This window comes from Myxococcus sp. RHSTA-1-4 (assembly GCF_020037125.1).
GTDB lineage: Bacteria > Myxococcota > Myxococcia > Myxococcales > Myxococcaceae > Myxococcus.
The window spans coordinates 1-14,477 of sequence record NZ_JAIQDG010000054.1 but is presented as its reverse complement, the minus strand read 5'-3'; the positions used below and the strand labels follow the sequence as shown (position 1 = coordinate 14,477).

At 69.7% G+C, this 14,477-nt stretch carries 11 protein-coding genes; 5 read left to right on the top strand and 6 right to left on the bottom strand.

Annotated features, from left to right (window positions below; all coding sequences use genetic code 11):
- Positions 1–147: 147 nt before the first annotated feature.
- Positions 148–1,680 (top strand): methyl-accepting chemotaxis protein, encoded by a 1,533-nt coding sequence (locus K8638_RS41435; protein WP_223760301.1) that lies wholly within the window; start codon positions 148–150, stop codon positions 1,678–1,680.
- Positions 1,681–1,686: 6 nt separating this feature from the next.
- Here K8638_RS41435 and K8638_RS41430 read toward each other — a convergent pair whose 3' ends face one another.
- Positions 1,687–3,189: an MFS transporter gene (locus K8638_RS41430; RefSeq protein WP_223760300.1), complete on the bottom strand. Its 1,503-nt coding sequence runs from the start codon at positions 3,187–3,189 to the stop codon at positions 1,687–1,689.
- 214 nt (positions 3,190–3,403) lie between these two features.
- Between K8638_RS41430 and K8638_RS41425 the strand changes: the two genes are divergently transcribed.
- Genes K8638_RS41425 through K8638_RS41415 form a run of 3 tightly spaced genes read left to right on the top strand, consistent with a single transcriptional unit; the run spans position 3,404 to position 5,529 of the window.
- The gene (locus K8638_RS41425; RefSeq protein WP_223760299.1) at positions 3,404–4,402 is read left to right on the top strand and encodes a polyprenyl synthetase family protein; all 999 of its coding nucleotides are present in this window, start codon (positions 3,404–3,406) and stop codon (positions 4,400–4,402) included.
- On the top strand, positions 4,399–4,995 hold the full coding sequence (locus K8638_RS41420; RefSeq protein WP_223760298.1) for a GbsR/MarR family transcriptional regulator: 597 nt from the start codon (positions 4,399–4,401) through the stop codon (positions 4,993–4,995). Before K8638_RS41425 ends, K8638_RS41420 begins: the two co-directional genes overlap by 4 nt.
- Before the next feature lie 12 nt (positions 4,996–5,007).
- On the top strand, positions 5,008–5,529 hold the full coding sequence (locus K8638_RS41415; RefSeq protein ID WP_223760297.1) for a gamma-glutamylcyclotransferase: 522 nt from the start codon (positions 5,008–5,010) through the stop codon (positions 5,527–5,529).
- 184 nt (positions 5,530–5,713) lie between these two features.
- Here K8638_RS41415 and K8638_RS41410 read toward each other — a convergent pair whose 3' ends face one another.
- The 4 genes from K8638_RS41410 to K8638_RS41395 all read right to left on the bottom strand — a co-directional run bounded on the left by K8638_RS41410 (position 5,714) and on the right by K8638_RS41395 (position 10,735).
- Complete coding sequence (locus K8638_RS41410) at positions 5,714–5,920, bottom strand: hypothetical protein (RefSeq protein WP_223760296.1); 207 nt, start codon at positions 5,918–5,920, stop codon at positions 5,714–5,716.
- A 588-nt stretch (positions 5,921–6,508) separates the two neighbouring features.
- Positions 6,509–7,978 (bottom strand): MDR family MFS transporter, encoded by a 1,470-nt coding sequence (locus K8638_RS41405; RefSeq protein WP_223760295.1) that lies wholly within the window; start codon positions 7,976–7,978, stop codon positions 6,509–6,511.
- A 100-nt stretch (positions 7,979–8,078) separates the two neighbouring features.
- Entirely contained in the window at positions 8,079–8,570 is a 492-nt protein-coding gene (locus tag K8638_RS41400) for a (2Fe-2S)-binding protein (RefSeq protein WP_223760294.1), read from the bottom strand.
- Between the two features lie 2 nt (positions 8,571–8,572).
- Positions 8,573–10,735 (bottom strand): molybdopterin cofactor-binding domain-containing protein, encoded by a 2,163-nt coding sequence (locus K8638_RS41395; RefSeq protein ID WP_223760293.1) that lies wholly within the window; start codon positions 10,733–10,735, stop codon positions 8,573–8,575.
- A gap of 174 nt (positions 10,736–10,909) precedes the next feature.
- Between K8638_RS41395 and sthA the strand changes: the two genes are divergently transcribed.
- A complete protein-coding gene (gene sthA, locus K8638_RS41390) occupies positions 10,910–12,307 on the top strand; it encodes a Si-specific NAD(P)(+) transhydrogenase (protein WP_223760292.1) in 1,398 nt (465 codons plus the stop codon).
- A 67-nt stretch (positions 12,308–12,374) separates the two neighbouring features.
- On the opposite strand, the gene K8638_RS41385 is transcribed toward sthA, so the two are convergent.
- Positions 12,375–13,727, bottom strand: coding sequence for a hypothetical protein (locus K8638_RS41385; RefSeq protein WP_223760291.1), 1,353 nt, complete (start codon positions 13,725–13,727; stop codon positions 12,375–12,377).
- Positions 13,728–14,477 lie beyond the last annotated feature (750 nt).

Sequence of the window (14,477 nt, the reverse complement as noted above, 5' to 3'; positions counted from 1 at the left end):
GTGTGGTTGCACGGCCCCAGGGCGCTGTTCACAATGCGCCACCTCTCTGGATTCTCCAGGGGGTCCTCTTTTCCCCGTTCACGGCCCGGAATGGGCAGACCCGCGGGGTGGAGAGCGGACCTCCGATGACGTCTCCCCTGTGCTCGGATGCGAATTTCGCTGACCCAGAAGATCACCCTGGCGCCGCTGCTGGTGGCGCTGTGCTTCACACTGCTTTCGTTCGGCTACACCGTGCCCCGGATGCGCGAGTCCTTCGAGGCGCAGGGCCGGGAGATGAGCGCGGGCGTGCCCTCGGCGCTGGCCTCCGCGCTGGCGGGCCTGCTCCGGAAGGGCGACCCCGCCGAGGTCCAGGAGACGCTGGAGGCCGTGGCCCGTGACGGGAAGCTGGCCTACGTCGCGGTGCTGGATGCGCGCGGCGGGCTGGTGGCGGTGGCGGGCCAGGACGCCCGGACGGCGCGAGAGCACCGGGCGCGGCTGGCCGAGTCGACGGGCGGCCTCGTCCTGCAGGCGGGCGACACGGAGTTGCTGGACATGAAGGCGCCCATCGAAGGTGAGCAGGGCCACGTCCACGTGGGCTTCAACCGCACGGAGGCCCTGGGCCGCGTGGAGTCCGTGCTCACCAACCTGCGGCTGGTGATGCTGGGCGCGCTGCTGGTGCTGACGGGAGTGGCCTGGGCGCTGAGCCGCCGCTTCGTGGCGCCGCTGCTCCAGCTCACCCGGGCCGTGCAGCGCATCGTCGAACATGGCGACCTGCGCGAGGCGGTGAGGATTGACTCCAACGATGAGCTGGGGCAGCTCGCGCGCGCCGTCGGGATGCTGGTGGCCAAGCTGAAGGAGCTGCTACACCAGCTCCAGTCGTCCACGGAGCTGCTGAGCGACTCAGTGATGGGCCTCAACGAGTCCGCCGAGCAGCAGAACCAGATGGTGTCCCGCAGCGCGGCGGCGCTGCAGGAGACGCAGGTGACGGCGCAGGAGATCCGCCAGACGGCGCTGCTGGCGTCGGACTCGGCCCAGTCCGTCATCCAGGTGGCCGAGCGAGCCGAGTCGCTGGGGCGCACCGGCGAGGCGGCCGTCGCGCAGAGCATCGAGGGGCTCGTGGACCTGCGCGCCCAGGTGGAGCAGATCACCGAGCGCATCATGGCGCTGGGCGAGCGCACCCAGCAGATCAGCGGCATCACCGAGACGGTGAAGGACCTGGCGGACCAGTCCCACCTGCTGGCCGTCAACGCGGCGATTGAAGCGGCGCGCTCGGGTGAGCACGGCAAGGGCTTCGCGGTGGTGGCCCGGGAGATCCGCGCGCTGGCGGACCAGTCCATCCGCGCCACCAACCAGGTGCGGAAGATCCTCTCGGACATCAGCGAGGCCATCGCCGGCACGGTGGAGATCACGGCCGCGGGCACCCAGCGCATGGAGGCGGGCCTGGAGCAGGTGCGCACCTCCGGGGACACGCTGCGGCAGCTCACCGCCATCGTCCAGGACTCCACCCACTCCGCGCGGCAGATTGCCCAGACGGTGAGCCAGCAGGCCACCGGCATCGAGCAGATCTTCACCGCCGTCAGCGAGCTGAACTCGCTGATGGAGGACACGGTGAATCGCATCTCCACCACCAGTGACTCGGCGATGTCCCTGAAGATGCTCTCCGAGCGCGTGTCCCAGGTGGTGCGGGCCTACCGCGTGTGATGAGGCTCAGCCCTCGCCGTCGCCCGAGCGCGCCTCGGCCAGCGCGGGCGCGGGACGCGGGCGGGGCAGCAGCCGGGACGCCAGCTCGCCCACGGAGCGCACCGGGTGGGCACCCGGCTCGGGGATGCGCGCCGCCAGCAGGCCCGCGCCCAGCCGGGCCACGGAGGACAGCACGAAGAGCACGTGCAGGTTCACCCAGACGTGGCCGCCCAGCATGAACTGCTGCGGCAGCGCGGCGGCGATGGCGCCTCCCACGGCGGCGGCGGCGGAGTACGCCAGCCCCCCCGCGGTGGCGAAGGCGGCGAGGTAGAAGGGGCGGCCCCTGCGCGGGGCCACGGTGAGCGGCAGCGCGAAGATGGCCAGACCGTGGCCGCTCCAGAGCGAGCCGGCCAGCAGCACGTCGAACAGCAGCGGCCACAAGGTGCCCGCGGAGGGCAGCAGCCAGAGCACGGGGATGGCGCTGATGCCCAGGGAGCACGCCAGCAACACCGGCTGCGCCCCCGCCTTGTCGAGCATCCTCCCCCACAGCGGCGCGGTGAGGATGCGCACGCACGCCACCGCCGCGGCGTGCAGCGCCATGATGACGAAGGTCATCTTGAGGTTCTGCAGGCTGTGCAGCGCGAAGAATGGCGCGGACACGCCCACCGCGGCATTCCACGCCACCTGGTAACCCAGCACGCGCCGGGCCACCGGGTCCTTCAGCGGCACCAGCGCGCCCTTCAACTCCAGACGCGGGGTGGTGCCCGGCGGGGCCGGGTCATGCTGCGTGGCCATCAGCAGCGTCGTCACCACGCCCATGACGCAGGCGCCCAGCGCGAGCAGGGGCAGGCCCAGCCCCACGCCCTCGGGCGGGCGCAGCCTGTCCATCAGCAGGCCCGCGCTCAGCGAGGCGAGCGTGCCCGCCAGCGTGGTGAGCGCGGTGCGCCGGCCGAAGAAGCGGCCTCGTACGGAGCGCGGCACCAGCTCGCCCATCCACGCCACCCAGGCGTTGTTGCCCACCACGCCCAGCACCGCGGAGGCTCCGGCCACCACCAGCAGCACGTGCTGCTGCGCGGGGAAGGACAGCCCCAGCCATGGCAGCACGGCCAGGGGGAACATCACCAGGCGCGACAGGCACACCGCGGTGAGCGCCACCCGGCGGTGCCCGAAGGTGGACGTCAGCCACGCCGCGGGGAACTGCACGAACTGGGCGAAGAAGGGCAGGGCCGTCATCACCCCCACCAGGAACGGCCCCAGCTCGAGGGCAATGGCCCAGGCCGTGAGCACCGTGGCGCCCGCGCACGCGGTGAATACCTCCGCGAACATGCCCTCCACGACGGAGGCGCCCAGGCTCGCCCGGAGCCGGCCCGTGGCCCGGGTGGAGGCGGGCCCCGGCACGTCCGCGGGGGGCGCGCCCAGCAGCGGCGCGGAGAAGCCCGGCAGGGAGTTACCGGGGCGGAACAGCGGGACGGCGGAGGCGAGTGACGCGAAGCTGCGCAGGACGTAACGGCGGAAGGCGGCGGGGCTCAACGCATTCCTTCTTCGGGAGCGGCGGGGCCTCTCGTCTGTCGCACAGGCCCCGGAGGCCCTCAATCCGCCCCCGGGTGAACCCTTCGCGCACGCCCGCCCCCCAGGCGGGCCTTGCCGACATGTCGCACCCCGCCCGCCCGGCTGGAGGGGGCGCTGGAATCAGGTGCAGTTCACGTGGTCTTGAACTATATGAACGGGCGAGGAGACGGCGCACATGGAACTGGCTCGGGAGCTGACGGACTTTCTGGGGGCGGTGGAGCAGCGGCTTGGCAGCACCCTGGTGGATGGCAATGCCGGTCCGGACGTGAAGGGCGACACGCTGATGGAGGCCGCCCGCCACCTGTGCCTGGGCAGCGGAGGCAAGCGGGCCCGTCCCATGCTGGTGCGGCTGTTCGGCGGCGCCGTGGGCGTGCAGCCGGAGCGGCTGGTGGACGTGGCGGTGGCGTCCGAGCTCATCCACTCCGCCAGCCTCCTGCACGACGACGTGGTGGACGCGGGCATGTTCCGCCGCGGCCGGCCCACGGTGAATGCGCGCTGGGGCAACATCGTGGCGGTGATGAGCGGTGACCTCATCCTGTCCACCGGCCTGCACCAGCTGTCCATGCTGGACGCGCGGCTGACGCGCAGCGCGCTGTCCGTCGTCTCCGAGATGACCCGCGCCGCCATCGCCGAGGTGGAGGCCCGTGGCGACCTGGACCTGCCGCTCAACCGGCTGCGCTTCATCGCCGAGGGAAAGACGGGCTCGCTCTTCGGCTGGTGCGGCAGCGCCGCGGCCACGCTGGCGGACAACCCCGAGGCCGTGGAGCGCTTCGACGGCTTCGGCCGGCACCTGGGCGTGGCCTTCCAGATCGCCGACGACATCCGGGACATCCTCGGCACGGACGTGGGCAAGCCGCGCTACGCGGACGTGCACTCGCGCACGCCGTCCATGCCCATCCTCCTGGCGGTGGCCAAGGAGGAGTCGCTGCGCCGCAAGCTGAAGGACGCGTGGGCGTTCTCCACGATTACGCCGGAGCGCACGAAGGAGATTGGCGCGGCGATTGAAGCCACGGGCGCGGTGGAGGCCTCCATGGCGCGGATGAACGTGGAGATCGAGGCCGCGCTGGACAAGCTGGGCCACTTCGCGAAGGAGCCGGCCGGACAGGAGCTGGTGGGCTGGGCGCGCAAGCTGTCCGCCGGCATCGCCGAGCAGGTCCAGGGGCGCGCTGCATGAAGGGCTACCTGTGGACGGGGGGACCCGGGAGCCCGGCATCCGAGGCGCCAGCGGAAGAAGGAAGGCTGGCGGCCTGGGAGGCCATCGCAGTGGACGCGGTCGGCAACGTCATCGAGTTCTGGGGGTTCAAGCGCAACCAGGGCCGTGTCTGGGCCCTGCTGTACCTGCGCGGCGAGCCCCTGACCGCGGGAGAGATTGAGCGCGAGCTGGACCTGTCCAAGGGTGGCGTATCCATGCTGCTCCGGGATTTGGAGCGCTGGGGCGTCATCCAGCGGGTGCGCCTGCCGAACGACACGGCATGGCGCTACGCGGCGGAGACGGACCTGGTGCGGATGGTGACGCACGTCATCGAGGAGCGCGAGGCGGGCTTCGTGGCGCGCATCCGCGCGGACCTGGCGGAGGCGCGGCGGCTGGCGGAGACCTCGAGCGAGGTTCCCCACGAGCGGCTGGCCCGGCTGGAGAAGATGGCCACGCTGGCGGAGCATGTGGAGCGCGCGCTGCGGCTGTTCATCAAGACGTCCCGGCTGGACGTGTCCGGGGTGCTGTCGGTGTTCCGTGACGAGGGCGGAGCGTCGCGCCGGGAAAAGCGGTAGAGGAGGGCGGACATGGACTCGCACTATGACCAGGTGATGAAGGCGCGCGAGGGGGCGGACCCTTCGGCCACGCGCCTGTATTTCGCGTACTCCACCATCCTGGACCGGGCCGCGTTCGACGAGTGGAAGCAGCAGCACAGCTACGGCTTCTTCGAACTGCCCGAGGGGCGGCTGGCGGAGGCGGTGGACGTGGACCTCGTCTACGACTTCCCGTCGCGCTGGTGGGGTGGGCGGGTGGCGGGGCTGACGGACGCGGCGGGCCGGACGGTGTACGGGCGGCTGTTCGAGATTCGCGGGCAGGACTGGCCCATCGTCCAGCACAAGGAAGGCTTCGTGACGGGGATGTGCGTGGAGCGCCCCGTGCGCGTGCGGGTGGACGGGCAGGAGGTGGAGGCCACGGCGTTCGTCACGAACCCGCGGCGCGCCTCGCAAGACGGCCCGGTGAGCCCGCGCTTCGTGGAAGCGCTGGTGCGCGGCGCCCAGGCGGCGGGGCTGCCCGCTGACTACGTGGAGCGGCTGAAGCGCGGCGCGTAGTCCGGCCGTGGACACCCGCGGGCGCGCCGGGGCTTCCCCGGCGCGCGGTGATGCGCAGGTTCGGCGCGTCCATGTTCATCTTCTTCTCGAACAAGCTGGGCTGCTTCGGCAGCCTCCTCGTCTCGGTGGCCCTGAGCGCGCTGCTCTACTTCCTCTTCATGCGCTGAGGGGCCAGCCGGACGGTTCACGGATTCCCGTGCCAGAGGTCGTCCTGGTTCTCGTCTCCCAGGGGATTGACCTTCACCACGCTCCCATCCTTGTCGGGCGTGCTGCGGACCTCGTCCGCCTCGGCCGGGGTGTGCGGTGCCCGCTCGGAGAAGTTGTCGTTCTGGAGGTGGCGCTGGCGTTGTTCGCTCGTGCCGCCGTAGCCCTCGTGGATCTTCTTCGCCATCTCGGGATCTCCCTGGTTGATGCACCACGCCCAACGCTTGGGATGAGCGGATGGGGGCGCAAGCGTCGCCTCGTGTGAGTCCAGAAGTGCTGGAGGCGCGCCTGGAGGGAGAGCCGCGTTCGATGGCGCCACCGGCCGGCTGCCGAGAACCCCCTCCGGGAGTCCCGGCATGCCGCCTTGGGGCTGACGAATCGGCCGTGCCTACATGAATGGATGAGCAGTCCTCTCGCGCCGATCGGACCTGTTTGCCTGAACATGTATTCAGCCACTTTCCCGAGAGCGGTCCAGCCCGCCTGCCCACCTGAACACGGCTTCAGCCATTTTTGGTGGTCCCCTGGACGCGTCGGCGCGGGACTCCGCGGGCGTGCCGCCGACTGGCAAGGAGCGCAGCGAAATCGCCGTGCCTACATGAACGCGTCTTCAGCCATTTTTCGCGGGGCTTGAAGCACCGTGCCTACATGAACGCGTCTTCAGCGCGCGCCTGGCAGAACACAAAAAATGACAAGCAAATACACATCCCGGCAATGGCATTCATTGCAAGACAAATTTGTATTGCATGTCTTTGCCCGGGGGGCTGAAAACGCTGTTTCAGTGCGGTGCCGCCGCGTCGGCCGCGGGGACCGCCGTCCCCGAGCTCCGGGAGACGCGGGGGAAGAACAGCCCCGCGACGAAGGATGCCGCGGTGAGGGCGAAGATGAGCCAGAAATTGATGGTCAGGCCGGTGCTGAGCGCGCCGCTCAGGGTCTTCAGCATCTCCGGAGGCACACCATGGCCATGCTCCGGGCCAAGCAGTGAGTTTGCCGCGGAGACAGGGATGGTGGGGTCCTTCAGGAGCTGGGACACGAGGACTCCCCCCATCAGTCCCACCCCGAGCGCTCCGCCGATGGTACGGAAGAACATGTTGCTCGCGGTGGCCACCCCGCGCAGCTCCCAGCCCACGCTGGTCTGCACGGCGATCATCAGGGCGGTGGACGCGAAGCCCAGGCCCACGCCGAAGAGCCCCATCGCGAGCTGTGGGATGATCAAGGGCACGTCGGGCCTGAGCAGCAACGGCATCGGCAGGGTGCCGACCACCGTCAGCGCGAGTCCCCCGACGATGAGAGGGCGGAAGCTCGTCTTGAGCAGCATCCGCCCCGCGAACACGCTGGCGACCGGCCAGGCGACGATCATGGGGGTGATCATTCCTCCCGCCAGCGTGGGCGAGCCGCCCAGTACGCCCTGGACGTACAGCGGCACATAGGTGGTGGCGCCGAACATCGCCGCCGAGAAGAGCGCCCCCGCCACGGAGGAGATGGCGATGGCGGGCTGCTTGAAGATGGACATCGGGATGACGGGCTCCGGCGCCTTGCGCTCCACCAGCACGAACGCGAAGAGCAGGAGCACCGCTACGGGCAGCCCCCACAGGTTCTGTCCAATGCCCTGCACGCCGAAGAGCAAGGCCACCACGCCGGCGGAGAGCAGCGCAGCGCCCGCGAAGTCCAGCTTCTGCGGCTTGCGGTGCACCTGCTCGTGGAAGAAGGTCATCAGCAACAGCGCGGTGCCCACGCCCACCGGGACATTGATGAAGAAGACCCAGTGCCAGGAGAGGTACTTCACGATGAGACCGCCCGTCAGCGGGCCAATCAGCCCCGCCACGCCCCAGACGGCGCTGAAGGCGCCCTGCACCTTCGCGCGCTCCTCCAGGGAGTAGATGTCCCCGATGATGGTGAGCGCGACGGGCTGGATGGCTCCCGCGCCCAGCCCTTGCAGGGTTCGGAAGGCGATGAGCATGTTCATCGACGTGGACAGGCCGCTGGCCATGGACCCGACGAGGAACAGCCCCGTGCCGAAGAGCAGGATGGGCTTGCGCCCGTACAGGTCCGCCAGCTTTCCGTAGATGGGCACGGTGATGGTGGAGGACAGCATGTACGCGGTGAAGACCCATGCGTAGCGCTCGATTCCGCCCAGTTCGCCGACCACGGTGGGCATGGCCGTGGAGACGACGGTCACCTCCAGGGCCGCCATGAAGAGGCTCAGGGCGAGGGCCAGGGTGGTCAGGGGACGATGGGTCTTTCGCATGCTGTCGGGTCGGCGCCGGAGACAGGCCCTTGTAATGAGCCCGCTCCGAAGCCGCCACCGTCAAGCGGGCGTACCGTCCAGCATCAATGTCACCACACGTTCAGCGCGAGCCTTCGCCAGTCGCTCCGCCTTCACGGAGCGCGCGAGCGGCACGTTTGATGGCGGCGCGGATTCGCACGTAGGTGCCACACCGGCAGACGTTGTCGCTCATGGCGGCGTCGATGTCCGCGTCGCTCGGGTCGAGGTTCTTCCGGAGGAGCGCGACGGCGGCCATGATCTGCCCGGGCTGACAGAAGCCGCACTGCGCCACGTCCTCGGCGATCCACGCCTGCTGGACGGGGTGGAGTCCCTCGCCGCCCAGTCCCTCGATGGTGGTCACCCGGGTGCCCGCCACGCCGCTGACGGGCTGGATGCAGGGGCGGAAGGCCTCGCCCTCCAGATGGCTGGTGCACGCGCCGCACACGCCCACGCCGCAGCCATACTTCGGGCCCGTCACGCCGAGCATATCGCGCAGCGCCCAGAGGAGCGGCAGGTCCGCGGGCGCCTCCACCGAGACCGTCTGGCCATTGAGGATGAACTGGTAGGCGGGCATGGTCAGACTCCCGGGTCGAGCAGCGGAAAGCGGGTGGGCATGGTGCCGGCCGCCCGCGCGATGGCGTTGGTCAGGGCCGCGGCCGCGCTGGGGTAGCCGAGCTCGCCCACGCCCCCGACGCGGTCGTCCGACCTGACGAGATGGACGGAAATCTCGGCGGGGGCGTGCTTCATCCGGTGCCACAGGTAGTCGGCGAAGCTGCCCTCGCGCACGGCGCCCGAGTCGATGTGGATGCCGGCGCTCAGGGTCGTCGAGAACGCGTCGATCGCGGCGCCCTGGAGCTGGGCTTCGATGCTCTTCGGGTTGATGGGCAGGCCGACATCGGCGGCGATGACCACGCGCAGCACCCGGGGTGCCGCTCCCGTGACATCCACCTCCACGAGGTGGGCGACGGCGCTGTCCCACTCCTCGAGGACGGCCACCCCCTGGGCGACGCCGGGCGGCAGCGCTCGGCCCCACTGTCCTTCGAGCACCACCTTGTCCAGGACGGCCTGGAGCCGGGCCGACTTGAGCTGGGAGCGCCGCAGCTCGACGGGATCACGCCCGAGCTCGCGAGCGAGCTGGTCGACGAAGACCTCGTTGGCCACGCCCACCTGGCTGGTGAACACGGACCGGAACGACGCGGTGGGGATGGGGATGGAGACCTCGCGAAGCTCCTGTGACACCCATCCGAACCGGTAGGGCACGTGCTGCGTCAGCTCGAAGAAGACCTGGCTGGTCACCTCGGGAAGCACGGTGCCGAGGATCGCGGTGAGGGCGTCTCCGAAGCCATGGGGGAACTCCACGGTGGGGATGGCGGCGCGGTGGTTCCAGCCGAGGATGGAGCCGTTCGCGCCCAGATACGCGAGAATCCGATGATGGCTGGCCGGCCGGTAGCGCCCGTGCCGCATGTCATCGTTGCGGGTCCACATCAGCTTCACCGGCCGCCCCAGTGCACGAGACGCGAGCGCGGCCTCCACGGCCGCCTCGGCGAAGAACCTCCGGCCGAAGCCGCCACCGGCCCGGGCGGTATGCACGGTGACTCGATGCGGGGTGAGGGCCCAGCCCAGTGCCTCCGCGACCTCTCGCTGGGCGAACTTCGGGTCTTGCGCCCCCAGCCAGAGCTCGGCGCGGTCTTCCGTCACGCGGGCCACGCAGCTCTGCGTCTCCATGGGCGCATGAGCCAGGTAGGGGAAGTCGAAGCGCCCTTCCAGCGTGCGCGCCGTGAAGAGCGGGGGCAGGGGCCTCGCGCCGATGGCATCTCGCAGCCGGTTCCGGATGTCGGCGTCGGAGAGATGGCTGGCGGGCCCGGGTGCCCAGGAGATTCGCAAGGCATCCCGGGCCGCGAGGGCGTGGGCGTAGGTGTGGGCCGCGACGGCGATGCCCGTGGGCAGGCGGGTCACCCCGAGGACTCCCGGCATGGCCAGCGCCGCCGAGGCATCGAAGTCCCGCACCGTCCCCCGCAGGGTGGGCGGCCGGGCCACGACCAGGGGGACGGCCTCGGGGACGTCCAGGTCGAGCGTGTACCGCGCCGCCCCGGTGACGATGTCCCGCGCATCGATGCGGCCCGTGGGCTGGCCGACCACCGTGTACGTGCTCGGGTCCTTGGGCGCGGGGGAGACGAGGAGCAGCAGCACTCGCGCCGCGTCCCCGGCCAGCTCGCCATAACCAGCCCTGCGGCCGTCTGGGGCAATCACCTCGCCATGGGCCGTGGTGAGGGTGTGGGCCAGGACGTGCCACCGGTTCGCGGCCGCGGTGACCAGCCGTGCCCGGGCCGTGGCGGCCGCGGCGCGAATGGGGCCGGCGAGGTAGCGCATCGTCGAGGACATCCCCGTGAGCTGGATGACCCAGCGCGGGTCCGCGTCGGCGGTGCGCACGTCCACCGATTCGAGCCGGGTGTCGAGCTCCTCGGCGGTGAGCATGGCCACACCCGTGGTGATGCCCTGGCCCATCTCGGTCCGGGGCAGGGTGGTGACGACGCGCCCATCGGGCTGGATGGCGATGTAGAGGTTGAGCGCGGTCTCTTCCTGCGCCTCCGCGGCGCCGGCCTCGGGAACGTCGAGCCCGAGCCTCGCCGCGACGACCAGGGCGGGCGAGGCCACCACCCACGTCAGGAACCGGCGACGATCAACCACCACGGAGACGGGTTCGTTCTGCCTGGGCCTGTCCGCCATGCGCGAAAGCATGTCACACATCCCGGGGGAGGGAGAATCGGATTTCCAGGAATCCGGGGGCTGTTCACCTCCTGTCACGAGGTGAACGTGACGCCTGGGCCGGGTCGCACCTGGGCGCATGAGCGGAACCAGCGAGCCTGATGGACGTTTCTTTCCATTCGGCCCGTCTTGGGAAAACCTCCGGCCATGACTGTTCGGCAGTTCGACGTGGTGGTGATCGGCTCCGGTCCTGGCGGAGAAGGGGCTTCGATGAAGGCGGTGAAGTCCGGCCGCCGGGTGTGCACCGTGGAGCAGAGCCCCTATGTGGGCGGCGCCTGCACGCACACAGCGACCATTCCCTCCAAGGCGCTGCGCCATGCCGTCCAGCGGCTCGTGGACGTGCAGGGAGACCATCCGGAGCTGCGCGCCGAGCTGGCCCGCACCAGCACCCTCAAGGACATGCTGCGCACCGCCTCCTCGGTGGTGACGCGTCAGGTGCAGCTGCGCAGCACCTTCTACGAGCGCAATCGCGTGGACCTGGTGGTGGGCCGGGCCCGCTTCCTGGATGCCCACACGGTGGAGGTCGCCGAGCCTCGCGGCTCCCACGATCTGCTGTCGGCCAAGGCCTTCGTCATCGCCACCGGCTCGCACCCCTACCACCCGCCCGGGGTGGACTTCAGCCATCCGCGCATCTTCGACTCGGACACCATCCTGAAGCTGCGCGATGCGCCGCAGACGATGATCATCTACGGCGCGGGCGTCATCGGCTGCGAGTACGCCTCCATGTTCCGGATGCTCGGCGTGAAGGTGGACCTGGTGAACACGCGCGACCGGCTGCTGTCGTTCCTGGACGACGAGATCTCCGACGCGCTCTCCTACCACCTGCGCGAGCAGGGCGTGCTCATCCGCCACCAGGAGGAGATGGAGAAGGTGGAGGCGCGCGAGGACAGCGTGGTGCTCCAACTCAAGAGCGGCAAGCAGCTCAGGGCGGACGTCTTCCTGTGGGCCAACGGGCGTACGGGCAACAGCAGCGGCATGGGGCTGGAGGCGCTCGGTATCGCCGTGGACTCGCGGGGCTGCATCCAGGTGAACGACGCGTACCAGACCGCCGTGCCCCACATCTATGCGGTGGGCGACGTGGTGGGCGCACCGTCACTGGCGAGCGCCTCGTATGACCAGGGCCGGTTCGCCGCCACGCACATCGTCGAGGGGCGGCTGGAGCACAAGCTGGTCAAGGACATCCCCACCGGCATCTACACCAGCCCGGAGATCAGCAGCCTGGGCCGCACCGAGCGCGAGCTGACCATGGCGGGCGTGCCCTACGAGGTGGGCCATGCCTTCTTCAAGAGCCTGGCGCGCGCGCAGATCACCGGCCGCACCGTGGGCATGTTGAAGCTGCTCTTCCACAGGCAGACGCACGAGCTCCTCGGCATCCACTGCTTCGGAGACAACGCCTCGGAGATCATCCACATCGGCCAGGCCATCATGGCCCAGGACGGCCCGGGCAACAGCATCGACTACTTCATCAACACCACGTTCAATTACCCCACCATGGCCGAGGCCTATCGCGTGGCCGCGCTCAACGGCATCAATCGCCTGTTCTGACGCGGGGGCGGGAGGCGCGCGCCGGGCTCCTCTTCGGAGTGCTCCGGCGCGCGTTCCGGGCCCGCGGTCAGTCGACGGCGGCCTGGTCCACGTAGAAGACCACGCGCCCACCGAGCGCCGGGCTGGTGGAGCCGTTGTAGCCCTCGGTGACCGTCCACAGGTTGGTGCCGCTGCCGGTGGCGTGCATGCCCTCGGGCATCCGTGCCCACTGGCCGTTTCCCGACAGGTACGCCGTCCGGGATGCGCCCGTGGACACCTTGAAGAGCGCACCGCTGTAGCGCGTGGAGCTCAGCCAGTATGACGTGGTGGCGGTCGTGGTCATGATGGGAGCCACGCCCTGCACGTTGGGCTCGTTCATGATGTAGGCGCGCTCGGGGGTGACCGAGCCGCTCACCGTCTTGAGCCGGTACGTCGAGGAGTCCACCGGCCAGCGGTAGAGCCGCCCTCCGAGCCCCGGCGTGGAGCCGTCGTAGGGGCACTGCGCGTCACCGCTGTTGCAGTACTCGCCCGAGAGGACCACGTCCGTGGTGCCGCGCGTGTCCTTGCCGAGGAAGGAGAACTTGGGGCGGCAGGGACTGGTGATGGTGGAGGGCACCACGTACGCGCTCACCTGCGGAAGCACGTACTTGTACCCGTACGCACACCACACCGAGCCGTAGCTGCCAATCCGGGTGTCGCAGGCGGTGCTGGTATCCACCTCGCGGATCTGCGTGAGGTCGAACACGCGCATGCCCTGGGACGTGTCCGCCAGGTAGAGGTAGTTGCCGAACCAGGCCAGACCTCCGCCGTGCACGGGCACGGTGGTGAAGTTGCCGGAGCTGGTGGGCCGCACCAGCAGGACGTGGCGGTAGTTCACCGCGCTGGCCGACATGTCCGAGATGTCCGCCACGGAGATGCGCACGCCCTTGTCCGGGCTGGTGAGCGAGTAGTGCCAGGAGACGATGGCGACGTTGGTGCTCCCGGACACACCCGCGGTGAGCGCCTGGGGCACCCAGTCCGTGGTGGTCATGTCTCCGTCGTTCCAGCGGAAGCCGCCCTTGTAGCCCACGGCCGGCGGGTGGTTGGTGGAGGTGAGGACCGGGCCCACGCGGTTCAGGTCCGCGAGCACGCCTGGCATCCCAACGGCCGGCCCCACGGGCGTCATGTACGAGGCGTAGCTCGTCCAGGTGTTCTGGTCCTGCAGTCGCAGGCAGCTCGCATCATGAGCTGTCAGCGGAGCCCCCTCCGTGAGGGCCTGCTCGAGACTGCCGGCGGTGTCCTCCTGGCCGGCTTCGGGAGCGGGGCCACAGCCCGCGAGCCCCGTATTGAAAATCCACGTGGCGATGCAGATGCCGCGAACACTCTTCGGGAACTGAAGCAGGAGTGCCTCCTGGAGAGAGGTGGAGGTCTTGAAGTTGTTGGGACTAAACGGGAAATACAAGACCCGTGAACCCACAGGCCTCACGGGTCGGCTGGTACCGGAACGCGGCCTCCTCCCCGGCCGGCAAGGGAGGAGCCAGCGGTCTCACCGGCCGCCGGCCCTGCTCGCATGGCACTGAAGAACGGGGAAGCGGGAGTCGATCGCCGCGGTTGACTCACTACGTGGAGGCTCGAGTTCGAGCCGTGCCGCTCCCGACTCCGGTTGATGGGCCGTCCTGGTCCACTGATGCCGGAAGAGGGGAGGAAGAAAGAGTCGACCGAAAGGGTTGACTCACAACACGGCGGTGGTAGAAGCCGCGCCCCTTCCAACGGGCCCCGAGCGCGAGCAGCCAGCGCGAGCGAGCACCAGAAGAGGGTGGAAGAAAGAGTCGACCGAAGTGGTTGACTCAAAACGCGGCGGTGGTAGAAGCCGCGCCCCTTCCGACGGACCGGGTGGCCAGCAGCAGCGGCCAGGCGGCTCAGCAGCACGGAAGAAAGAGTTGACCGAAGTGGTTGACTCGAAACGCGGTGGTGGTAGAAGCCGCGCCCCTCGCACCGAAGCCCGCGCACTGGCGCGGAAGGCACTTCGGAGGCGAGCAGCAGCAAGCGAAATTCGGAATACGGCGGTCAACGAGGCGGTTGACACACGACGCGGCGACGAAGTAGAAGCCGCGCCCCCGACGAAGGGAAAGCCCGGAAGAAGTTGAACGGGCGACTCGGTCGGGAAAGTCAACGAAGCAGCGGTTGACACGGGATGCGGCGAAGCGGTAGA